Origin of the sequence: Halothiobacillus sp., assembly GCF_027346185.1 — a bacterium.
In the GTDB taxonomy this organism is placed as follows: domain Bacteria; phylum Pseudomonadota; class Gammaproteobacteria; order Halothiobacillales; family Halothiobacillaceae; genus Halothiobacillus.
Window position 1 is genome coordinate 1 of sequence record NZ_DAIESY010000120.1, and the last position, 21305, is coordinate 21305.

A 21305-nucleotide genomic window follows, 5' to 3' on the forward strand; every position below is an offset into this window, starting at 1 on the left:
GTCTGCTTGTGATGCTGGTCAGCAAATAGGTCGGTCTTGATGGCGCTGCGTTGTTTCATTGGAAGCAAAAGAGATGGTGGTCAGATGAATCGAATTTTACCGGATGCTGTGGGGAATGGATGGGGTTTTTCGAGGTGCCCAGTAGGCTTTCTGCTCTATCGAGAATTTTATCCAACTGCTCAGACAGCCATGACGGCTCACCTTCGCCTAAGAAGGTTATTTGTCCAATTGTTATTTCTATTTTTGCTTCAGCCATTCTTATTTCTCTTTCTGTGGAGTGTTTGAAATGTTTTGTTCAAGAGGTAAGTGTTCTCTGGTGCAGTGAGGCTGTGGAGGGAACCTAAAAGCAAATTTTTCAGTTACGGTCTGTGTCGACCACTATGGTCTGCAAACAAAAACCCGCCATTCGGCGGGTTTGTTGTTTCTCTTACCAGTTCAGCGCGCCGCCGGTTTGGTAGTCGGTGACTCGGGTTTCGAAGAAGTTTTTCTCCTTCTTCAAGTCGATGACTTCGCTCATCCACGGGAAGGGGTTGGTTGCCCCGGGGAAGAGTTCGGCGAGACCGATCTGGTTGCAGCGGCGGTTGGCTATAAAGTGCAGGTATTCGGCACACATTTCTGCGTTCAGGCCGAGCAGGCCGTGCGGCATGGTGTCGCGGGCGTAGGCGATTTCCAGTTCCGCGGCTTCCTTGAGCATCTGGGTGACTTCGGCCTTGAATTCTTCGGTCCAAAGGTGCGGGTTTTCGATCTTGATCTGGTTGATCACGTCGATACCGAAGTTCATGTGGATGGATTCGTCGCGCATGATGTACTGATATTGCTCGGCGATACCGGTCATCTTGTTGCGGCGGCCCAGCGAGAGGATCTGCGCGAAGCCGGTGTAGAACCACATGCCTTCGAACACGACGTAGAATGCGACGAGGTCACGCAGGAAGTCCTGTGCGCCTTGCGTGGTGCTGGTGTCGAAGTCGCCGTCTGACAGGTTCTTGGTGTACTTGAGTGCCCAGGCATCCTTGGCGGTGATGGAGGGGACTTCGCGGTACATGTTGAACAGTTCGCCTTCGGCCAACCCCAGGCTTTCCACAATGTACTGGAAGGTGTGGGTGTGTACTGCTTCTTCGAAGGCTTGACGCAGCAGGTACTGGCGGCATTCGGGGTTGGTGACCTGCTTGTAGATGGCGAGCACGATGTTGTTGGCAACGAGGCTTTCCGCGGTGGCGAAGAAGCCGAGGTTGCGCATGATCATGGCGCGTTCGTCTGCGGTGAGGGCGCCGTCACGGCCTTTCCACAGGGCGATGTCGGCCTGCATGGACACTTCGGTCGGCATCCAGTGGTTGTTGCAGCCGGCGAGGTATTTTTCCCAGGCCCAGGTGTATTTCATGGGCAGGAGCTGGTTGACGTCGGCGGTGGCGTTGATGATTCGCTTGGCCGAAACATCGACACGGCCCGCACCCTGAGCGATGCCTTCCAGACCGGTTTGGCCGTGGGTAGCAGCGTGGGCGGCTCTTTGCGCTTCAGTCGCTTCGGCCGCCAAGGTGGTTGGTTCGTCCATGGCCGGAATCATGCCCGCATTCGGGGTTTGTTTTGCATCCAGTTCGTTCCAATTCAACATGTTCTGTTCCTCTTTCTTTTTCATTCCAGTACGTATCGTCGAGCCGATTATTGGCAGGCCTCACAGCCGGGATCGTCAATGGCACAGGCTTTCGGCAGGGCTTCGGCAATCGGGTCAGTATTGACACCGCGCAGTTTGCCGTCCAGTTTCGTCATGGTGGTTTTCTCTACACGCGTTTTGGATGAGGCACGCAGGTAGTACGTGGTTTTCAGGCCCACCAGCCAGGCGTTCTTGTACATCTGGTCCAGTTTCGGGCCGGACGGATCGGCCAGATAAAGGTTGAGCGATTGCGCCTGATCGATCCATTTCTGGCGACGTGAACCGGCTTAGATCAACCAGCGTGGCTCGACTTCGAACGCGGTCGCGTACAGGGCCTTGAGCGAATCCGGGATGCGGTCGATCTGCTGCACGCTGCCATCGAAGTATTTGAGGTCGTTGACCATGACTTCATCCCACAGATCCAGCGCCTTGAGGTCGCGGACCAGATACGGGTTGATGACGGTGAATTCGCCCGACAGGTTCGATTTGACGAACAGGTTCTCGAAGGTCGGCTCGATCGACTGGGCCACGCCGCAGATGTTGGAGATAGTGGCGGTCGGGGCGATGGCCATGGTGTTGGAGTTACGCATGCCCTGAACCTTGATCTTGGCACGCAGGGCGTCCCAATCGAGCGTTGTATCCCGGTTCATGACGAGGTATTTGCCGCGCGCTTCGGCCAAGAGATCGATCGAATCGATCGGCAGGATACCGCGGCTCCATAGCGAGCCTTCGTAGCTCTGATAACGGCCACGCTCGGCGGCCAGATCGCTCGACGCGCTGATGGCGTGGTAGCTCACGGTTTCCATGGAACGATCGGCGAATTCGATGGCCTGTTCGGACGAGTAGGGGATCTTCTGGATGTGCAATGCATCCTGGAAGCCCATGATGCCGAGGCCCACCGGGCGGTGACGCAGGTTGGAATTGCGCGCTTGCGATACGGAGTAGTAGTTGTACTCGATTACGTTATCGAGCATTCGCATGGCTGTCTTGATGGTGCGGGCGAGTTTTTCCTGATCCAGACCATGTTCGGTGACGTGCTGGGCGAGGTTGACCGAACCCAGGTTGCAGACGGCGATTTCCTGATCGTTGGTGTGCAGGGTGATTTCCGTGCACAGGTTCGATGAGTGAACCACGCCAGCGTGCTGGTTGGTGTAACGCAGGTTGCAGGGGTCTTTGAAGGTGATCCACGGGTGGCCGGTTTCGAACAGCATCGACAGCATCTTGCGCCACAGGTTGGTGGCCTTGATGCGGCGGAAGTTCTTCATTTCGCCACGATCGACGCGCGCTTCGTAGGCGGTGTAGGCCTTTTCGAATGCAAGACCGGTGAGATCATGCAGGTCGGGGCAATCGGACGGTGAGAAGAGAGTCCATTCACCTTCCTCCATCACGCGCTTCATGAACAGATCGGGCACCCAGTTGGCGGTGTTCATGTCGTGGGTACGGCGACGGTCGTCACCGGTGTTCTTGCGCAGGTCGAGGAATTCTTCGATGTCCAGATGCCAGGTTTCCAGATAGGCACAGACCGCGCCTTTGCGCTTGCCGCCCTGGTTCACGGCCACGGCGGTATCGTTGGCGACCTTCAGGAAGGGCACGACGCCCTGTGATTTGCCGTTGGTGCCCTTGATGTGGCTGGACAGGGCGCGGACGCGGCTCCAGTCATTACCCAGGCCACCCGCAAATTTGGAGAGCAGAGCGTTGTCTTTGATCGCGGCGAAAATGCCGTTCAGATCGTCTGGCACCGTGGTGAGGTAGCAGGAGGAAAGCTGCGGACGCAGGGTGCCGGAGTTGAAGAGGGTCGGCGTGCTGCTCATGAAGTCGAACGAGGACAGCAGTTTGTAGAACTCGATCGCATGGGCTTCGCGGTCGATTTCATTGATGGCCAGGCCCATGGCGACGCGCATGAAGAAGGCTTGCGGCAGTTCGAAACGCACGCCGTCCTGATGCAGGAAGTAGCGGTCGTACAGGGTTTGCAGGCCGAGGTAGCTGAATTGCAGGTCACGGCTGGTGTCGATGGCGGCAGTCAGACGCTTGAGGTCGTACTGGCGCAGGGTCGGGTCCAGCAGTTCGTGCTCGATACCGGTGTTGATGTACGCCTGGAAGTAATCGGCAAATAGGCCGGACAGTTCGGATTGCGTGCAGACAGTCACCGGTTGCTTGGTGAAGCGCAGGGCTTCGGTACGAATGCTGTCGAGCAGTAGTCGAGCGGCGACGAATGAGTAGTTCGGGTCTTTTTCGATCAGGGTGCGGGCGCTCATCACCAGTGCGGTGTTGACTTCCTTCTCAGGCACACCATCGAAAAGGTTGCGCAGGGTTTCTTGCAGCACGGCAGCGGGATCGACGTCGGTCAGGTTGATGCAAGCCTCGCCGACCAGCGCGTTCAGGCGCACGTGATCCAGCGGGCTGCGGGTGCCATCGGCGTGGGTCACGTTCAGAACGATTTCGGGTGCGGCTTGCGCAGGCGCTTCGGCGGCTCGCTTCTGAGCCTGATGCTCACGATAAAGCACGTAGGCACGGGCCACCTTGTGGTGGCCTTCGCGCATCAGGGCCAGTTCGACCTGATCCTGAATGTCTTCGATATGCACGGTGCCGCCGCCCGGTGCGCGACGCTTGAGGGCGGACGAAATCTGGTCGGACAGCGCATTCACGAGATCATGCACGCGCATGGAAACGGCGGCACCACTACCTTCTACCGCCAGGAACGCCTTGGTCATGGCTACCTTGATTTTCGAATCATCGAATGCGGTGACCTTGCCGTTGCGACGAATGACCCGCAGTTGACCGGGTGTGGTGGCGGCCGTGTCAATGGTCGAGTGTACGGCGGTAGGTACGCTGCGCGCGGTGGTGGATTTGGTTGCGGTTTCAGTGGCGGTGCTTGCTGTCATGTTTTCCATCCTGATTTTCCATTATTGGGGGCGGTGGTGAAGCGCAGTGGCGAAGACGGTTCGGCTTGGTTAAATCACGGGTTTCAGGCGCTTTGTGCGTACGCGATGGCGCGGAGGTAAACGCTCAAAGATCGAAACCCGGTGGTCATCCGGCCCGAATGATTTTTGGTCAGCGCAAGGTGAATGTCAACTGGTATTTACACTAATTAAAGTGCTTTCTTTAATTGAATAACACAACATGTGGTGTATGTTGGCTGGGTGGCATTGTGCTCTATCCGGAGGAGAGCCTGTGGATAAGTTGAGCGCAAAATGGCCGGGTGGCCGATGAAACAGTCGCTTGGACGTTACCGGGGCGAATTGGCCATTCGATGGAAATCGACAAGATGCCCACGCCAAATACGGTGGTGCATAGTGCCCAAATTTTTACATTTTTTTGGGTTTGCCGTCTTTGGTGGTGGATGGGTTCGGCAGGATGCGCGGCAAACCGCTACAATTCGCGGCACTCAATCGGAATCAGGGAGGAGTTATGCGCGTACTTGTCACCGGAGCGGCCGGATTTATTGGTTCAAGCACGGCTCTGCGTCTGTTGGCGCGGGGCGATACGGTACTGGGTATCGATAACCTCAACGATTATTACGATGTGAACCTGAAAAGGGCGCGTCTGGCGCGTTTGGCCGCGCATGAGGGCTTTGCGTTCATTGAAATGGATATCAGTGATCGCCCGGCCATCGAGCGGCTGTTCGCCGAACAGAAGATCGACCGGGTCGTGCATCTGGCGGCACAGGCCGGCGTGCGGTACTCCATCGAAAATCCGCATGCCTATGTCGACAGCAATCTCGTCGGGTTCGTAAACATCCTTGAGGGATGTCGCCACGCATCGGTCGAGCACCTGGTATATGCCTCATCAAGCTCGGTCTATGGCGCGAACGAGACGTTGCCCTTTTCGGTGCATGACAACATCGACCATCCGCTTTCGCTGTATGCAGCAACCAAGAAGGCCAACGAGCTGATGGCGCATACTTATTCGTCGCTTTACCAGCTGCCAACGACCGGCCTGCGGTTCTTTACGGTATATGGCCCCTGGGGACGACCGGACATGGCGCTGTTCAAGTTCACCAAGGCCATTCTGGCAGGTGAGCCGATCGATGTGTTCAATTATGGCAAGCACCGGCGGGACTTCACCTACATCGACGATATTGTCGAAGGGGTTATCCGCACACTGGATCATACGGCAGAGTCCAATCCGGCATGGAATGGTACAAAGCCCGATCCGGGTACATCCCGTGCGCCGTGGCGCGTCTATAACATCGGCAACAGCCAGCCGGTGGAACTGCTGACCTATATCGAGTGCATCGAGCAGGCGATCGGCAAGAAGGCGGAACTGAATTTGTTGCCACTGCAACCGGGTGACGTGCCGGATACGTTTGCGGATGTGGCTGATCTGGTCGCCGATGTTGGCTATCAGCCCAGCACGCCGGTGGAAGTGGGCGTGCGGAATTTCGTGGATTGGTATCGCGCGTATTATTCGGTCTGATTCGGATCTTCCTGATCCAGAGCAGGTGGCGAAACCGGTGGCGATGTGTACAAGTGCCCGACCAGCGTATGGGCGATCAGGTCATCTGCCACCACCACATCCGTAGCGCCTGCGCGGCGTAATAGCAGGCCGCGGCTGTCATTCTCCGCCGTGACGGCGATGCGCAGATTGGCATTGCGGGCATGCGCCATGAGGGTGATGGCCAGCTTGCGATCCGGTGATTCACTGGTGACAACCAATGCCTTCGCAAAATCGATGCCCGCCCGGGTGAACACCTCATCGTCCAGTCCGGCATCGCCGTGAACTACCAGCAAGCCGTGTTCCGAGGCTTGATTGGCCAGATCTTCCCGATTTTCGATGACGACCACGTTTTCCGAGGTGGTCATCCGATCTGTGACCAGCCGCCCGAGCGGACTGTATCCGATCACAATGACGTGATCACGCAGGTTTTCGAAATTACGGCTCATATGTCGGTTCTCGCGGTTGATGGCGGCGATCGGGCTGGTCAGCCAGTTGATGGTTTGTGTAATGGCATAGCCGCCCAACACCATGATGGAGAAGCTGGCCGCAATCATGAATACTTTCTGCGCGTCCGTGAATGGCGTGAAATCGCCAAGCGTGGTGACGAGGTTGGTCGCATTCCAAAGCGCGTCAAAGAATTTGGTCGGCAAGGGATTGTTTGTGGGGTCCAGTACGGCAAGGCCCAGAGCAGTCGCGAGCAGGATGATCGCGAACAGGCTGCTCAATCGCATCAGTTGAAGACGGCGATTCCGAGCGTCCTGTTGGGCGCGGCGGGTGTAATTTATACGGTAGATTGGCACGGTGGTCGCGTTGATTCAGGTAGTTTTCTTGCCATTACCATTACCGTTGCCATTGGCGGCCTTCACGGCGGCATGGTAATGCAGCTTGATCTCGTCAATGTTGACCCGGGTCGGCGGCAGTTCTAAGCCCATTTCTTCGAGTGTTTCGGCGATGATCTGGGACACGGCCAGGTTCCTGAACCATTTGTGATCGGACGGGATGACATACCACGGCGCAGTCAGTGTGCTGGTTTTGACCAGCGCTTCTTCATAGGCCTCGATGTATTGCGGCCAGAACTTGCGTTCGGAGTAATCCGACTCGCTGATTTTCCAATGACGCTTGGGGTCGTCCAGTCGCTTCTTGAAGCGTTCGAGTTGCTCATCGGGGCTGATATGCAAAAAGAACTTGAGGACGCGGGTGCCGTTTTCAGCGAGCAGCCGCTCGAAGGCATTGATTGTTTCGTAGCGCTGAGACCAGACTTCTCGCGGCACCAGATCATGCACCCGAACCACCAGCACATCTTCGTAGTGCGAGCGGTTGAAAATCACCACTTCGCCAGCCGCCGGCACCTGGGCATGGGCGCGCCAGAGAAAATCATGCGCGGCCTCAAGCGGAGTGGGTTGCTTGAAACCGTGGACGCGGGTACCCTGGGGGTTCATGGCGCTGAATACATGGCGGATCACGCCATCCTTGCCTGCCGCATCGAGTGCCTGCAAAACCACAAGCAGTGATTGTCGGCCATCTGCATAGAGGAGGAATTGATCCTCTTCCATGCGTTGAAGATAGGTTGCCGTTAGTTCGGCGGCTTTCTCCTTGTCGATGTCACCGGTGTCGTCGGGGTCGATGTCGGCCAGAGAAAGCTTCTTGAGCGGGTCGACCAGAAAGCGTGCGCGATAATTCATCGGTATGGCTCAGCTGATAAGTGGAAAACGTCGATTATGCCGCAGTTTTTTCCTGACGGCTGATCAGATTCCACAGCTTTTGACCACCGGCGACAGCGAGGTAGAGCGTGCAGGCCGTGGCAATGATGCTGGCACCGGAGCTGAGGTCGAACTGATAGGCGACCCAGAGTCCGCCCAGACAGAACACGAAACTCCAGATACCGGAGGCGACCATCAATCCGGCCAGACTCTTGGTGTGCCGCTCGGCAAGGTAGGGTGGCAAGGTCAAAAGGGCGATCACCAGAATCAAGCCGACGACCTGAATCATCATCACGACCGCCTCGGCGACCATGATCAGAATCATGAAGTAGAGCCATTGCACGGGAATGCCGCGGGAGCGGGCGAAATCCGGATCAAAGGAAAACGACAGGATATCGCGGTAAAAGTAGAGCGTGAGGCTGACGATGACGACATCGATGCCGAGCATGAGCCACAAATCGCTGGCCGGTACCGTGAGGATGCTGCCGAACAGATAACTCATCAGGCCCACATTGTAGCCCGGGGTGAGGTTGATCATGATGATGCCGAACGCCATGCCTGCCGCCCAGATCACACCGATGAGGGTATCGGTTCGTTCACGTTTTTTGAGTGTCAGCGTGCCGAGGAGCATGGCTGCGCCCGCGGTGAAGGCGCCGGCCGTCGGCAGGACCGGCGCGCCGAGAAAGAACGCCAGGCCGACACCGCCATACGCCGTGTGCGCGATACCGCCGGCCATGAACGTGAGCCGGTTCACGACGACCAGTGCACCGATCACGCCACAGGTGACGCTCACCAACAAGCTGGCCAGCAGGGCATGCTGCATGAAGTTTTGCTGCAATAACTCAGTGAGTGTCATGGCTATTTCCACAGGCTGTCTTGCCGTCAGTGGGTTTGTTCTCGGAAGGCATGGTTTCTACCATCTGTTGCAGCAGGCTGTGAACCGGGCAGCCGGCTTCGTGAATGCCGTACATCAGGTCGAGCATCGCCGGGGTCAGTTGGGCATCCGTTGAGGCCAGGGCATAACGGTTCACCGCAATAATGCCGGTCACTGCATTGGCTGTGATGCCCAAATCATGACTGACCATGACGACTGTGGTTTGAGCATCCAGCCCGGTCAGGGTTTCGAGGATGCATTGGCGGCCGTATGGGTCGATGTTCGAGAGCGGTTCGTCGAGAATTAGCAATTCTGGCTGGGTAATCAATGCCCGAGCGATCAGAACGCGCTGGCGCTGGCCACCGGACAGTTCATTCAAGCGGCGCTTGCCAAGATCCGACACACCTGCCCGGCGCATGGCGTGTTCGGCCTGTGCGCGTTCTTCGCGGGTGTAGCGGATACCACGGCGCTTTCCAAGCAGGCTATTTCCTTGGGCCAGTCCCATCAGAACAACCTGTTCGACCGAGGCGGGAAAGCCGGGCGAGGTGTTACTGTGCTGAGGCACGTAGCCGATGCGGTCGGGATTGGCACCGGGGCGTTCGCCAAAGATGCGCACCTCGCCCTCGGTCGGTGTGAGCAGACCCAGGATCAATCGCATGAGCGTGGTCTTGCCACCGCCATTGGGCCCGATGACGGCGATGAATTCACCACGCGCGATGTCGATGTTGATATCACTCAGCGCACGTGTGTTCTCAAAATCGAAAGCCACGTTACGCAGTTGAATGATCGGCTCCGGCGTGATGGCCTTTTGCGAGTGCGAGTCCATGAAGTGGTTAACGCAGCGACTTGTTCAATGCCGTGGCAATCGCTTCCATACCGGCAGGCCAGTCTTCTTGCAACGGGTCGATGGTTACCACCTCGCCACCGATGGAGTCGGCAATGGTTTTGGCCGCTTTCTGTGCGAATTGAGGTTCGATGAAAACGACCTTGATGTCGTTGTTCTTCGCATAATTGATCAGCTCGCCGAGTTGACGTGGACCGGGTTCCTTGCCTTCGATTTCGATGGGCACTTGGGTCAACCCGTAGGCTGCGGCGAAATAACCGAATGCCGGGTGAAACACGATAAATCGGGTCTGTTTGAGCGGATGATCGACCAGAGACTGCAAAATATCGCTATCGACCTCGTCGATTTTTCGGGCCAGCTTGGCATAGCCTTGCAGGTAATCGGCGGCGTGCGCGGGATCGGCCTTGATCAGCGCATCCCGAATATTCATGGCCTGAATGCGGACCAATACCGGCGATAACCAGATATGCGGATCAAGTCCCGTCCCTTTGGCTACATCATGAGCATGGTCGTGGCGCAGCATCGGCATCCGCTCGATGCCGCGAGCGGTATTTACCACAACCATTTTCGGGTTGGCTGCGGTAAAACGCGCTAACCAGGCCCGTTCGAGCGGTACGCCGATTTCCATGTACAGATCAGTCTTGGAAAGATCGGCAATCTGGCGTGGCGTGGGTTCGTAGGTTTCAGGCTCTGCATTGGCGGGGACCAGAACCTCGACGGTCACATGATCACCCCCGATCATCTGCACGAAATATTTTTGGGGTGGAATGCTGACAGCCACGTCGATGGGCGATGCCGCCCAGACCGAAGCCGCAGCCAGGTTGAGAATCAGTAACAATGCAATCTGAAACGGTGCAAAGAAAAGACGCATGGCAAACTCTTTGTTAGATGATTGAGGGAACGGAGCGAAGGTTCAAAGAATATTTTGGTACATTATAACGTATTTATCAGCACACAAAGCGCATATATTCTTGGCCAAGGTGAAAACCAGGGTGAAACCATGAACGATCAGGAAGCGAAACATTGAATCAGGAACTCACATTGGCACCGGATGCAGGAAAACAAGCCGCGCTGGCAGCGCTGATCGAGGCCTTGCTGCTGGCCAGCGACGCGCCCTTGAGTCTGGCGGATCTACAGCGGATGATCGGTTCCGAGACACCGGTTGCCACTTTGAGCGAAGCGTTGGCGCGGTTGCAAGCCCGGTACGATGCGCATCCGTTCATTGATCTTGAACGCCGCGAAGCGGCCGGTGTATCGAGCTGGCGACTGCTCGCCAATAATCAGATCGCGCCTTACCTCGCCCGCAGTGAAGCGCCACGGACCAGCCGCTATTCACGTGCCGTACTGGAAACACTGGCGCTGATTGCATGGCGGCAGCCCATTACCCGTGGGGAAATCGAAGCCGTGCGTGGCGTGAGCGTCAATCCACAGATCATCCGTACTTTGGTCGAGCGTGGCTGGATCCGGTCGGTCGGCCACAAGGACACACCGGGCAAACCGGAACTATTGGGCACCACGGCACAGTTTCTTCAGGATTTCGGCCTCGATTCTCTGGCGTCCCTGCCGACGTTCGACGACTTCGTGCACCAAGGCACGATGGACGTGTAACAGCCTCGATTTTGTCTTTGTCATGTCCGCAAATCGAGCAGCAAAACTTTCTCCTGACAGGGGAATTACGGTACCTTTCGCGCCAGATTTGAAGAGAAGATACTCATGAATTTAATGAAAACATTCGTACTTGGACGGCGGGCGGCCCATGCGCGCGCCCGGTCGCTGGGCAAGGAGCTGGATAATGTTCGGCGCAAAGAGCCTGCGAGATCCTCGCCTTCTGCCTGTACGGCCTGATTGGCTATCTACGTCCAGAGGTCGCCTTGACTCATTTTCTGCAACTCATCCGGAATCGTCTGCCGCTCTATATCGCGCTGACGCGCTTAAACCGCCCGATTGGCATTTATCTCTTGCTGTGGCCGACATGGTGGGCCCTGTGGTTGGCGGCAGGCGGTGTGCCCGATTGGCGTCTGCTCGTGATTTTTACGCTGGGCGTGGTGGTGATGCGTTCGGCAGGATGTGCCATCAACGATTACGCCGACAGACATGTGGATGGGCATGTGGCGCGCACGAAAAACCGCCCGCTGGCGGCCGGGCTGATCCGACCGAGTGAGGCGGTTGGCGTATTCGTGTTCCTGTCACTGGTGGGGTTGGTTCTGGTGCTGCAACTCAATACCACGACGATTCTGCTTTCGATCGTGGCATTGATTCTGGCGGCTACCTATCCCTTCGGTAAACGCTTTCACCACTTGCCGCAGGTTCAACTCGGTATGGCGTTCGGCTGGGCCATTCCAATGGCATTTGCCGCCCAGACCGGAACGGTTCCCATGGTTGGCTGGTTGCTGTTCCTCGCCAATATGTTCTGGACGGTGGCCTACGACACACTGTATGCGATGGCTGATCGGGAGGACGATCTGAAGGTAGGCGTGAAATCGACTGCCGTGCTGTTCGGTCGCTTCGATTTGCTGATCGTGAGCGCGCTGTATGTCGCCACATTGGCGACCCTGATCCTGATCGGCGTGATTCAGGGGTTCGGTCTGATCCCGTTCATTGCGCTGTTGTTGGCCGCCGTCAGTGCGGTATGGATTGTGTATTCCGCCCGGGACCGCGACCCCGCGCATTGCGTTCGTGCCTTTCTGCGGAATAACGTATTCGGCGCTCTGGTGATGATCGCCTTGCTGCTGGCTTATTCTTGATTAGTTTGGGCCTGACCGACCACGGTCGATTCTTCCTCAGTACTCTTCTTTTTTCGTCCAGTCAGCCCCTCGGCTACCACGTAGAACGCCGGAGTGACATACAGCGTCAATAACTGGGAAAACACCAAACCACCGACAACGGCAATCCCTAGCGCCTGATGCGCTTCTGCCTGTGCTCCGAAGCCGACGGCAATGGGCAGGGTGCCCAGAATGGCGGCGAGTGTGGTCATCATGATCGGCCGGAAACGTACGGCGCAGGCATCGACCATCGCATCAATCGCACTTTCGCCTTCTCGTCGTCGGTGGATGGCGAAATCTAGCATGATGATGCCGTTTTTCTTCACCAACCCCACCAGCATGATGATGCCGACAAAGCTGAACACATCGAGCGGTTGGTTGAACAGGTACAGCGAAGCCAGCGCGCCGAAGCCGGCCAGGGGCAGGGCGGTCAGGATGGTGAGTGGGTGAATGAAGTGTTCATACAGGATCGCAAGGATGACATAAATCACAAGAATGGTGGCACCGAGCAGTAACGGTAGCGTCTTGAGCGAGTCCTGGAATGCCTGCGCGGAACCGGCGAACTGGCCGCTGACATTCTGTGGCAGATGTTCCAATGCGGTTTGTTCAATGCCCCGGCTGACCTGATCGAGCGAATAGCCGGGCTTGAGATCGAACGACAGGGTGATCGACGGCAGTTGGCCGTAGTGGGTGATGGACAGCGGCCCGACGCCGGTTGAAAAGCGTGCCACCGCGCTCAAGGGGACTAGCGTGTTATTGCTGCCGGGCACGCTGATGGCGTCCAGCGCGGAGATGTCGTTCTGGTACTGCGGCGCCAGTTCAGCGATGACCTGATATTGATTGCTCGCGCCATAAATCGTACTGACCTGGGTGCCGCCAAACGCCAGATTCAGCGTCTGTTCGAGCGCGCTTGGGGTGACACCAAGCGCAGCGGCGCGTTCACGCAGGATATCCACGTTGATCTGCGGGTTGCGGATTTGCAGGCTGGAATCGACACTCGTCACGCCGGGAACGGCACGCAGATAGGGTAGGAATGCCTGTGCGGCCTCGTTGAGCTGATCCTGATTGGTTGATTGCAGGACAAACTGATAGTTCGAATTCGAGGAAAGCGCACCGATTTGAATGGCGGGTGGTTCAATGAAGAAGGCGCGCGTCGATCCCAGACTATCGGAGAGTTTCGCCATGGTTTTGCGGAATTCCTGAATAACCGTGGTCAATGGCGCGCGTTCGCTGGCCGGTTTGAGCTGGATCATCATAAAACCGACATTGCTGCCGCCACCGCCCGCGCCGCCCTGACCGGCATTCGACATGACGGTCAATACCGCGGGATTTTTCTGCAGTTCCCTGGAAATAATCTGTTGCTGATCTTTGAGCTGATCGAAGCTGATCCCTTCCGGATAGCTCAACATACCCATCACCATGCCGGTATCCGAACTGGGTATGAATGCCTTTTCAAGATGCTGGAAGAAAAAGACGGCACCCACAAGCGAACCGGCCGCCGTGAGCAGAATCAACCAGCGAAACTTCAGCGACCAGCGCAACGAACGGACATAAGCCCGGGTGAGTGCGTTGAAACTGCGGCCAAACAGCCCCGGTTGAGGTGTAGCGGTGGCGTCGGTTTGCTTCTGCTCACGCATTCTGGCCAGCAACATGGGCGTGAGCGAGAGGGCCACCAGCCCTGACATGAGAATCACGATACCGATCGTGGCACCGAACTCGAGGAACAATCTTCCGAGCAGGCCGCCCATCAGGATCAACGGCAGGAACACGGCAGCCAGCGAGAGCGTCATCGACAGAATAGTAAAGCTGATTTCCCGGCTGCCGATCAGTGCGGCCTGCATCGGGCTCTTGCCCATTTCGCGGTGGCGGGAAATGTTTTCGAGCATGACGACCGCATCATCCACAACAAAACCAACCGCGAGTGTCAGCGCCAACAGCGTCAGGATGTTCAGGCTGTAGCCGAGTAGATGCATGACGGCAAACGTACCCAGAATCGAGATCGGAATGGAAATCACCGCGATGAGCGTTTGTCGCCATTGACCGAGGAACAGCCAGATCACCGCGGCGACCAGCAGACTCGCCAGAACCAGGGTGAATTCCACTTCATCGACAGCTGCCTGAACGTAAGTGGATTTGTCGTAGATGATCTGCATCTTGGCGCCGCCCGGTAGCGTCGCATTGAGCTTGGGTAGTGCGTCTCGGATTGCCTTGGCGATATCGACGGTATTGCTATCGGGCTGACGAACAATGGCGAGAATGATGCCGCGCTCGTTGTTGATCCAGGTGGCGCGCGTGTTCTGCTGCACGCCGTCCTCCGCGTGCCCCAGCTGGTTGAGTTCGACCGGTGCGCCGTTGTTGTAGGTCACGATGAGCTTGTTGAATTGCGCCGCGTTGGTCAACTGGCCATCGACCTTGAGGTTATATGAGCGGCTCAGGCTTTGCAGGGTGCCCTGCGGCAGATTCGCATTTTTGCTGTCGATTGCACTGACCAGATTGGTCAGGGAAAGATTGCGCGCCTGCATGGCATACGGGTTCAGAAGAAGCCGCACGGCGTAGGTTTGACCACCGAACACCCGCACTTCCGAAACGCCCGGAATGGACTGCAACTTCACCGCCAGTTGCTGTTCGGCAAAGGCATCGAGTTGGTACAGCGGCATATCGGGGGCGGATAAACCGATAAAGACGATGGGGCTACTGGTCGGGTTCTGTTGCCGCACGGTCGGCTGTTGGGTCATCGTGCTGGGGAAGAAGCGTGCGGCCTGTGTGACCGCGGCTTGCGTGTCCTGCGTGGCGGCATTGATGTCGCGACTTAAATCGAATTGCAGGGTAATGCGGGTCGTGCCCGTGCTATTGACCGAGTTGACGGACAGCAGACCGGGAATCCCCGAAAACGCCTGTTCCATCGGCGAGGCGACGGCACTGGCCATGAGTTCGGCACTGGCACCGGGCAGGCTGGCGGAAACCGAGACCGTCGGGAATGCGACATTCGGCAGCATGGCGACCGGCAATGCCCGCCAGGCAAACACGCCAAATAGAATCAATGCGGCAAAGAGTACGGTTGTCATGACCGGGCGCCGAATGAACGGCGCGGCCAGGTTGCCGATTGCGTTACTCATTGCTCGAACTACCTGGGTGCGATGCAGGTTCTGCTTTTAGCTGCTCAGAACTTTGGCCTTTCTTGTTACTTGTCTTTTCAAGAGCAACCGCCATGCCGGGTGCGATTCGGGCGGGTAGGGGATAGATGACTTTTGCATCGGCGGGCAGGCTGCCTGCGGGCAGGGCGGCTTCGTTCGACGTGTTCCTGGCGGGGGAAACTGTCTGCATTTCTACTTTGCCATTCTTGTATAGGTAGACAAACATGCCCTGGTCGCCAATCTGTACGGCAGCCGCGGGCAGAACCTGCGCATCGGGGATTTGACCCAGCGTGAGGCGTGCCGTCACGAACTGACCGGGCCAGAGCGAACCGTCGCGGTTGTCGATCAACCCCTGCAGACGGATGGTACCGGTACCGGCGCTGATGCTGTTGTCGATGAAGCTCAAGTGCCCCTTGCCGAGTACGAGATCGGCGTGTTCATCCAGAATCTCGACGGTCGGCGGCGGTACGCTCTTTTCTCCCGGCTTGGTTTGCCCCAGCCCCGGCCATTCCTCGCGGAGTGCTTGCAAGACCGATTGCGGCAGGCTGAAATTCACCAACAGTTCACGATTGGAAACGAGGGTCGACAATGCGGTGTTGTTGGCGACCACGAGATTGCCGGGTTGGAGCGAAATTTCCCCCAGTCGTCCGGTAATCGGCGCCCGGATCTTGGTGTAGGCGAGGTTGATTTGCGCCGTCTGAATGGCGGCCTCATCCTGAGCGATCAGTGCGTTGGCGGCCATGGCCGTGGCGACGGCCTGATCGTACGACTGACGCGTGACGTACTCCTTTTCGACCAAGGGCTTGAGTTGCTGGACCTGCTGGGCGGCATAGCGCGCCTGGGCGCGGTCGCCTTCGAGTTTGGCCCGAGCAGAAAGCAACGCCGTTTCGAAGGGTTGTGCATCGAGCGAGAAGAGCAGATCGCCCTTTTCGACCTGCTGACCGGATTGCACGTGCACGGCATCAATGGTGCCACTGACCTGCGGCGTCAGAGTGACGGCGTTCGGACTTGCCAACGTGCCCGCCGCGGTCATGGTGATGGGTACCGTTCGAACGCTGGGCGTGATGACGGACACTTTCGTGATCATCATCCCCGGCATTCCTGATGCGGGTTTCTCCGTTTTTGCTTTTTCCTTCTCGGCCGATTTATCCGTTGCTGTCTGGTTCTGGCAGCCACCCAAGGCCAGAATGGACAGTACGGCGAAGATGGTCAGGAGGCGGCTCTTGATTCCGATCATCGGGCGACGGATGGGCTCTGCTTGCAATTTGAGTCGGCGGCGCATAGTCATGGCTGGGACTGTTCCTTTTGAACATACAAATGTGATGTCGGAGCGAGATCGGGCTGATGATCGGACGGTGCGGCGCCTTCACTGACGGCTGCTGTCGTCGGATCAAGCAGGCTGTGTTCCGAGAACATGGGCGAGCCGAGTTGGCCGATGGCAGCGCCGAGTTTGGCGAGCGCGGTGTAGGCATTCAATGCGTTCTGAGCGAGTGTGACTTCAGCCGTTGCCAGCGTGGACTGAGCTGTCAAAAGATCCTGAATCGTGGCGTAACCGACCTTGTATTGTGCCTGCACCGCCTTGAGCGCCTCGCTGGCATTTTCTACCTGGACACGTGCACTGGGAATCGCAACCACTGCACCACGGAATGCATAATAGCCCTGCCACACTGCCAGTTCGGTCGACTGGTAGGTTGTGTCGCGGTTGGCTTCGGCTTCTGCCAGCTTGGCGCGCGCCTGTGCCGTTTGATAGTGCTGGTTAAAACCGGTGAACAGCGGCACGGAGAGCGTTAAGCCGATGCTGTTGGTTTGGGTCCGGCCCAGGCTCTGCTGGAAGCGCAGACCTTGATTGGCGCCCAGTGAAATACTGGGCATGCCGGCTCTTTCTGTTTGATCGAGCGTGGCTCGGGCCTGCGCCACCTGTGCCTGCGCATTCTGCAAGTTCGGATTTTGTGCAATCGCACTGTGCAGAAGCGATTTCACATTTGCTTCGAGCTTGGGATCGATGCGGGTTTGCAAAGGGGCGAGTCGCAACCGTGTATCGACAGGCAAGCCGACGGCACTGGCCAGTGCGCCCTCGTTCTGGAGTCGGGTCTGTTCGGCCGTTGCCAGCGTTCCCTCGGCCTGCGCCAGTGCGGCTTTCGCCTGATACAAATCACTGATGGTGGCCTGCCCGGAGCGGTATCTGGCCTGAGCCGCATCCAGTGCCTTCTGGGCCGTTTTCACCGATTGTTTGTCGACGTCGACCAGCACCCGATCCGCTAACGACTGGTAATAGGCCGTGGCAACATTGGCCAGTACGGTTTGCAGCGTTTGGTCATTGGCGAATCGTGCCGCCACAAGACCGGCTTTTGCCGCTGAGATGCCTGCTTCGCGCTGGCCGAAATCGTACAGCAACCAGGACAAGCTCAGATTAGGCGCAAATATCCGCTGAGTCGGGATACTAAAACCGGTGGATGTGGTCGATTGAGCCTGCTGCGCCGTGGCATTCAATGTCAATTTGGGCAGCCAAGCTGCTTCTAAGATACCCACACTAGCCGCTTGTGCACGCAAACTGGCCCACGCCGAGTGGGTCTGGGGATTGTTCGACAGGGCAAGCGTGGTCAGTTCGGCAAGTGAGTATTCGTGCCCTGTGTCTATTTGTTGCTTCTGAACGGTCGTCGGGGCGGGGATGGTATAGAAATCAGCCAGTTGTGCGGCCTCTCTACCCGGGTGCTCGGGCAGGTGGGTGTTCACCCCGAAGGGATCATCAAACGAATTCGCATAAACGTTAGAGAATCCAAACGGGCCAAATGCCATTACCAAAGCCAAAAGCACGCTTTTGACATGTAGCGTGTGGTTGACTGATGAAAATGTTGCGGACCGATTGCGCAAAAAAATTTCCTTTTGTTGCCGGAAAAATTAGCCAGAGGTAATTTGCCAAACCGACATCGAGTTGAATTTCTGCAATGTCGGAGCGGAGTTTAGTCCGGTTTTTGCTTGATGTGGTTCAGTCTTGCGGATTGTTTCGTCATAAATCAGCGACGGTAGCCGTGTTAATCATCATCATACCGACCGGGGCCATGATCGTGGCGATGCTCATCGTACCGTCTGTCGTCCCGATCCTCGCGGTACATTGGATACCGTGGCGCCCAGTACGCCCGCTCACGGTAGTTGTGATGACGATGCGCCCACTGGCCTCGATACCATACCCAGCGATTGCGCCATTCCCAGTGCCCCGGAACCCAGAGGGCGTCATGAAATGGTGCTCGTCCGATCATTTCGTGATGGGGCGGAGGCATCGGTCGACCTTGATTTATTCCAATAAAGATTCCAGCCGAATAACCCGGTGCCAGCACGATCTCAGCTGGGGCGGCTGCGGCATAGCCGCTGATGCCAAGAGCACCGAGCAACAAACCGGTCATAAGCCCGATTTTGCGTAAACGCTGTACCGATGTTTTATTTTGATTGTGTGCTTGGTTCATTTTGCTTTCCTTCCTGTTGATTGAGTAGGGAGGGGATCTGGTGATTAATGCCAACGTCCATCACGCTGGCGCCAGTCGTCGTTATCACGATGATGCCAGCGTCCGTGCCCCCACTCTGCCCGAGGATGGGGTGGGTGCGCCCAGTGGTCACGATGTGAGTACCATCGATCACGCCACACCCGGTTGCTGGGGATCCAAATCGCACCTGAAAAAGGCGTGACTCCCACGACTGCCACGCGTGGCGGTGGCGCTTCGTAACGAACCACCGGGCCGGTAACGACAGTTTCGCTGGTGTAGCCATAACCGTAACCTGCGGGATAAACCGCGCAGCCACCCAATCCTAAACTGACGCCAGCAATACCGAGCAGGACGATCCGTTTCAGGACGGATGCGTGATGGTTGAAGGGGGAAGTGTTCATGCTGCGTTCTCCTGCCTGAGGTACGTAGCAAGGTTAGGATGGTTGGGGTGACAAAAAAAGGAACAATTGGTTAATCAACTGTAACCAAAAGTTTACAAAGTAAACATCATTATAATATGTTGATAATAATAACTTATTTATAGAATTGGCTGGTTTTGTGTTGCTGGGAATGCACGGCGCTGGTGAGTTACTGCAAGAAAATGAAGCGGTACGCTGCAAAGAGTGGCGAAACCACTTCATGGTTGCGTGGTATTGATTGTTTGTTGATGGATCCAATCATGTGCATATCATCATGGTTGTTGGATGGTGATGCCGCTGGGGTAACCCTGAGACCTCTGGAAAAGAAGTCCCAACTGGATGCCCGTTTATGTAGAAAAGGCGTTTTTCCGTCCGGGCTGACCATTGCGTTCAAGCAGTTTTTCAACCGTGTGACGTGTCTTGTGTGGCCAGTTGCCGGGGGCGTTGTACCCGACGGTGATCATGATGACCGGCAGGTATCGATCCGATATATCAAAGGCCTTACGGAATTTTTCCTGATCGAATCCGATCATCGGACCCGTAACCAATCCAAGCGAAGTCGCCGCGTTCATCAGATTCATCGCGGCCAGAGAGCCGGAGCGAATTGCTTCGTCATGCGCTCGTGACGAGTCCGCGTACCCTGTTTTCACAGCATTTGTGAAGTATTCGGCCATTCTCTGATCATAAATGCCAGCCTGCTCGTCTGCGTTGGCGATTTCCTCGTACTGCTCGTGTGCTTTCAAATCTCCCAGTACCACGATAACCAACGGCGCTTCCTCAACTTTTGCTTGATTGTAGGCAATACCGCGCAGCACCTTGCGTGCTTCAAGATCCTGAACAGCAAAGAACCTTGTCTGTTGCAGATTGAACGCACTGGGTGCCTGCCGAGCCGCATCAATCAATTGATCGAGTAGTTCGGCTGCAACTGGACGATTCTGATCGAACCGGTTAGCAGAGAAGCGTTGGTGAATGGCAGTTAAAGTATCCATGTGCACTATCCTCAATTCGGTTTTGGGTTAAATACGTTGGTGATTTCGATCTTGGTCATGGTTTCATGGATTTAGCCGCCCCATGGCCCCGGATTGATAATCGAATATAGCTTGCTGAAGTTCGGCAGCCGTATTCATTACGAACGGACCACGATGGGCGATGGGTTCGTCGAGCGGCTTGCCGGAGAGGAGCAGCAATCCGCTTGCTGTCTCACTGTGCAGCCTGAAGGTCTGTTCATCCCTGTCGAATACCATCAACCCACCGTTTTCTGCCTTACCTTGTACACCAGTTTCCTGTCGCGATGCCGACACCACGCCGGCATAGACATAAGCCATCAGTCGGTACCCCACGGGCAGTTTTACTTCGACTGTCGCGCCTGCATTCAGGCGGACATCAGCCATGCCTGCGCCATCACCCAAGGTGGGCATGGCACCGTCACCCGATGTGCCGTTGAATTGCCACCGATCGGCAATCAGGCGGGCTTCACCCCCCGTGAATGAGACCTTTGGAATTTCGGTCGCCTGGACGTCCCGGTAAGCGGGTGTACTCATTTTGAGTGTGGCAGGCAGGTTGATCCACACCTGAAAGCCATGCAACCCGTCACTGTCGGTTGTCGGCATTTCCGAGTGAACAACACCACTACCCGCACGCATCCATTGGGCACCACCCCTACTCACGCCACCTTGATGCCCTTCAGAGTCGCGATGCTGAAGTCCGCCGTGCAGCAAGTAGGTGAGTGTTTCGAACCCCCGGTGCGGGTGCGGTGGGAATCCGCCGATGTAGTCATCCTTAATGGTGGATTTGAGTTCATCGACCATCAGAAATGGGTCGATCGCTCCGGTGAATTCGCTGATGCGGCGAATTTTGACCCCGGCGCCATCTTCGGTGGGTTGTGCGTATCGAATATGGAATGTGTTCATCGTTACTCCTGGCTTGAATCTGCTGTTTACCAATGAAATTTTACTCGCGTATTTTTTTGTTAATATCGAAATTAATTTCAAAAAAGCTTCGAATAATT

The 21305-nt window shown here is 56.6% G+C and carries 17 protein-coding genes and 1 pseudogene; 3 read left to right on the top strand and 15 right to left on the bottom strand.

The genetic code is table 11. The features are described 5' to 3' along the window. Positions 1 to 55: 55 nt before the first annotated feature. The 3 genes and pseudogenes from M7R55_RS08670 to M7R55_RS08680 form a co-directional block, all read right to left on the bottom strand. The gene (locus tag M7R55_RS08670; RefSeq protein WP_298220016.1) at positions 56 to 256 is read right to left on the bottom strand and encodes a hypothetical protein; all 201 of its coding nucleotides are present in this window, start codon (positions 254 to 256) and stop codon (positions 56 to 58) included. Positions 257 to 427: 171 nt separating this feature from the next. Further along, a complete protein-coding gene (locus tag M7R55_RS08675; RefSeq protein ID WP_298220018.1) occupies positions 428 to 1609 on the bottom strand; it encodes a ribonucleotide-diphosphate reductase subunit beta in 1182 nt (393 codons plus the stop codon). A gap of 47 nt (positions 1610 to 1656) precedes the next feature. Continuing rightward, positions 1657 to 4530, bottom strand: a pseudogene (locus M7R55_RS08680) (ribonucleoside-diphosphate reductase subunit alpha). A gap of 526 nt (positions 4531 to 5056) precedes the next feature. On the opposite strand from M7R55_RS08680, the gene M7R55_RS08685 reads away from it, so the two are divergent. After that, positions 5057 to 6064, top strand: coding sequence for an NAD-dependent epimerase (locus M7R55_RS08685; protein WP_298220019.1), 1008 nt, complete (start codon positions 5057 to 5059; stop codon positions 6062 to 6064). Here M7R55_RS08685 and M7R55_RS08690 read toward each other — a convergent pair. From M7R55_RS08690 to M7R55_RS08710, 5 genes are read right to left on the bottom strand one after another with little or no spacing between them, the layout of a single operon-like run. Continuing rightward, the gene (locus tag M7R55_RS08690; protein ID WP_298220021.1) at positions 6052 to 6885 is read right to left on the bottom strand and encodes a potassium channel protein; all 834 of its coding nucleotides are present in this window, start codon (positions 6883 to 6885) and stop codon (positions 6052 to 6054) included. The two genes, M7R55_RS08685 and M7R55_RS08690, sit on opposite strands and share 13 nt — an antisense overlap. A 15-nt stretch (positions 6886 to 6900) precedes the next feature. Next, positions 6901 to 7767, bottom strand: coding sequence for a polyphosphate kinase 2 family protein (locus M7R55_RS08695; protein ID WP_298220022.1), 867 nt, complete (start codon positions 7765 to 7767; stop codon positions 6901 to 6903). Between the two features lie 34 nt (positions 7768 to 7801). Continuing rightward, entirely contained in the window at positions 7802 to 8641 is an 840-nt protein-coding gene (locus M7R55_RS08700) for a metal ABC transporter permease (protein ID WP_298220023.1), read from the bottom strand. Then, positions 8628 to 9485 (bottom strand): metal ABC transporter ATP-binding protein, encoded by an 858-nt coding sequence (locus M7R55_RS08705; RefSeq protein WP_298220024.1) that lies wholly within the window; start codon positions 9483 to 9485, stop codon positions 8628 to 8630. The genes M7R55_RS08700 and M7R55_RS08705 overlap by 14 nt, the downstream gene beginning before the upstream one ends. 7 nt (positions 9486 to 9492) lie before the next feature. After that, positions 9493 to 10374, bottom strand: a complete 882-nt coding sequence (locus tag M7R55_RS08710) for a zinc ABC transporter substrate-binding protein (RefSeq protein ID WP_298220025.1) — start codon at positions 10372 to 10374, stop codon at positions 9493 to 9495. Positions 10375 to 10526: 152 nt separating this feature from the next. Here M7R55_RS08710 and scpB point away from each other — a divergent pair, with 152 nt between their 5' ends. Both scpB and ubiA read left to right on the top strand, forming a co-directional pair. Then, positions 10527 to 11111, top strand: a complete 585-nt coding sequence (gene scpB, locus M7R55_RS08715) for an SMC-Scp complex subunit ScpB (protein WP_298220026.1) — start codon at positions 10527 to 10529, stop codon at positions 11109 to 11111. Positions 11112 to 11374: 263 nt separating this feature from the next. Further along, positions 11375 to 12247: a 4-hydroxybenzoate octaprenyltransferase gene (gene ubiA / locus M7R55_RS08720; protein WP_298220027.1), complete on the top strand. Its 873-nt coding sequence runs from the start codon at positions 11375 to 11377 to the stop codon at positions 12245 to 12247. Here the strand turns inward: ubiA and M7R55_RS08725 are convergent. The 7 genes from M7R55_RS08725 to M7R55_RS08755 all read right to left on the bottom strand — a co-directional run bounded on the left by M7R55_RS08725 (position 12238) and on the right by M7R55_RS08755 (position 21207). Then, a complete protein-coding gene (locus M7R55_RS08725) occupies positions 12238 to 15381 on the bottom strand; it encodes an efflux RND transporter permease subunit (RefSeq protein ID WP_298220028.1) in 3144 nt (1047 codons plus the stop codon). The genes ubiA and M7R55_RS08725 overlap by 10 nt on opposite strands. Continuing rightward, positions 15374 to 16687, bottom strand: a complete 1314-nt coding sequence (locus tag M7R55_RS08730) for an efflux RND transporter periplasmic adaptor subunit (RefSeq protein WP_298220029.1) — start codon at positions 16685 to 16687, stop codon at positions 15374 to 15376. Before M7R55_RS08730 ends, M7R55_RS08725 begins: the two co-directional genes overlap by 8 nt. Then, the gene (locus M7R55_RS08735) at positions 16684 to 18132 is read right to left on the bottom strand and encodes a TolC family protein (RefSeq protein ID WP_298220030.1); all 1449 of its coding nucleotides are present in this window, start codon (positions 18130 to 18132) and stop codon (positions 16684 to 16686) included. The genes M7R55_RS08730 and M7R55_RS08735 overlap by 4 nt, the downstream gene beginning before the upstream one ends. A 299-nt stretch (positions 18133 to 18431) precedes the next feature. Beyond that, positions 18432 to 18860 carry a hypothetical protein gene (locus M7R55_RS08740; protein ID WP_298220031.1) on the bottom strand — a complete coding sequence of 143 codons (429 nt, stop codon included), beginning with the start codon at positions 18858 to 18860 and terminating at the stop codon, positions 18432 to 18434. A 44-nt stretch (positions 18861 to 18904) separates the two neighbouring features. Further along, entirely contained in the window at positions 18905 to 19279 is a 375-nt protein-coding gene (locus M7R55_RS08745) for a hypothetical protein (RefSeq protein WP_298220033.1), read from the bottom strand. A 365-nt stretch (positions 19280 to 19644) separates the two neighbouring features. Further along, entirely contained in the window at positions 19645 to 20286 is a 642-nt protein-coding gene (locus M7R55_RS08750; protein ID WP_298220034.1) for a nitroreductase family protein, read from the bottom strand. 63 nt (positions 20287 to 20349) lie between these two features. Further along, positions 20350 to 21207, bottom strand: a complete 858-nt coding sequence (locus M7R55_RS08755; protein ID WP_298220035.1) for a pirin family protein — start codon at positions 21205 to 21207, stop codon at positions 20350 to 20352. Between the last annotated feature and the right edge of the window lie 98 nt (positions 21208 to 21305).

Excerpts from the sequence above, each read along its gene's own strand:
- M7R55_RS08670 (WP_298220016.1), bottom strand. The coding sequence starts at position 256 with ATGGCTGAAGCAAAAATAGAAATAACAATTGGACAAATAACCTTCTTA.
- M7R55_RS08675 (WP_298220018.1), bottom strand. The coding sequence starts at position 1,609 with ATGTTGAATTGGAACGAACTGGATGCAAAACAAACCCCGAATGCGGGC.
- M7R55_RS08685 (WP_298220019.1), top strand. The coding sequence starts at position 5,057 with ATGCGCGTACTTGTCACCGGAGCGGCCGGATTTATTGGTTCAAGCACG.
- M7R55_RS08695 (WP_298220022.1), bottom strand. The coding sequence starts at position 7,767 with ATGAATTATCGCGCACGCTTTCTGGTCGACCCGCTCAAGAAGCTTTCT.
- M7R55_RS08700 (WP_298220023.1), bottom strand. The coding sequence starts at position 8,641 with ATGACACTCACTGAGTTATTGCAGCAAAACTTCATGCAGCATGCCCTG.
- M7R55_RS08705 (WP_298220024.1), bottom strand. The coding sequence starts at position 9,485 with ATGGACTCGCACTCGCAAAAGGCCATCACGCCGGAGCCGATCATTCAA.
- M7R55_RS08710 (WP_298220025.1), bottom strand. The coding sequence starts at position 10,374 with ATGCGTCTTTTCTTTGCACCGTTTCAGATTGCATTGTTACTGATTCTC.
- M7R55_RS08725 (WP_298220028.1), bottom strand. The coding sequence starts at position 15,381 with ATGAGTAACGCAATCGGCAACCTGGCCGCGCCGTTCATTCGGCGCCCG.
- M7R55_RS08730 (WP_298220029.1), bottom strand. The coding sequence starts at position 16,687 with ATGACTATGCGCCGCCGACTCAAATTGCAAGCAGAGCCCATCCGTCGC.
- M7R55_RS08740 (WP_298220031.1), bottom strand. The coding sequence starts at position 18,860 with ATGAACCAAGCACACAATCAAAATAAAACATCGGTACAGCGTTTACGC.
- M7R55_RS08745 (WP_298220033.1), bottom strand. The coding sequence starts at position 19,279 with ATGAACACTTCCCCCTTCAACCATCACGCATCCGTCCTGAAACGGATC.
- M7R55_RS08750 (WP_298220034.1), bottom strand. The coding sequence starts at position 20,286 with ATGGATACTTTAACTGCCATTCACCAACGCTTCTCTGCTAACCGGTTC.
- M7R55_RS08755 (WP_298220035.1), bottom strand. The coding sequence starts at position 21,207 with ATGAACACATTCCATATTCGATACGCACAACCCACCGAAGATGGCGCC.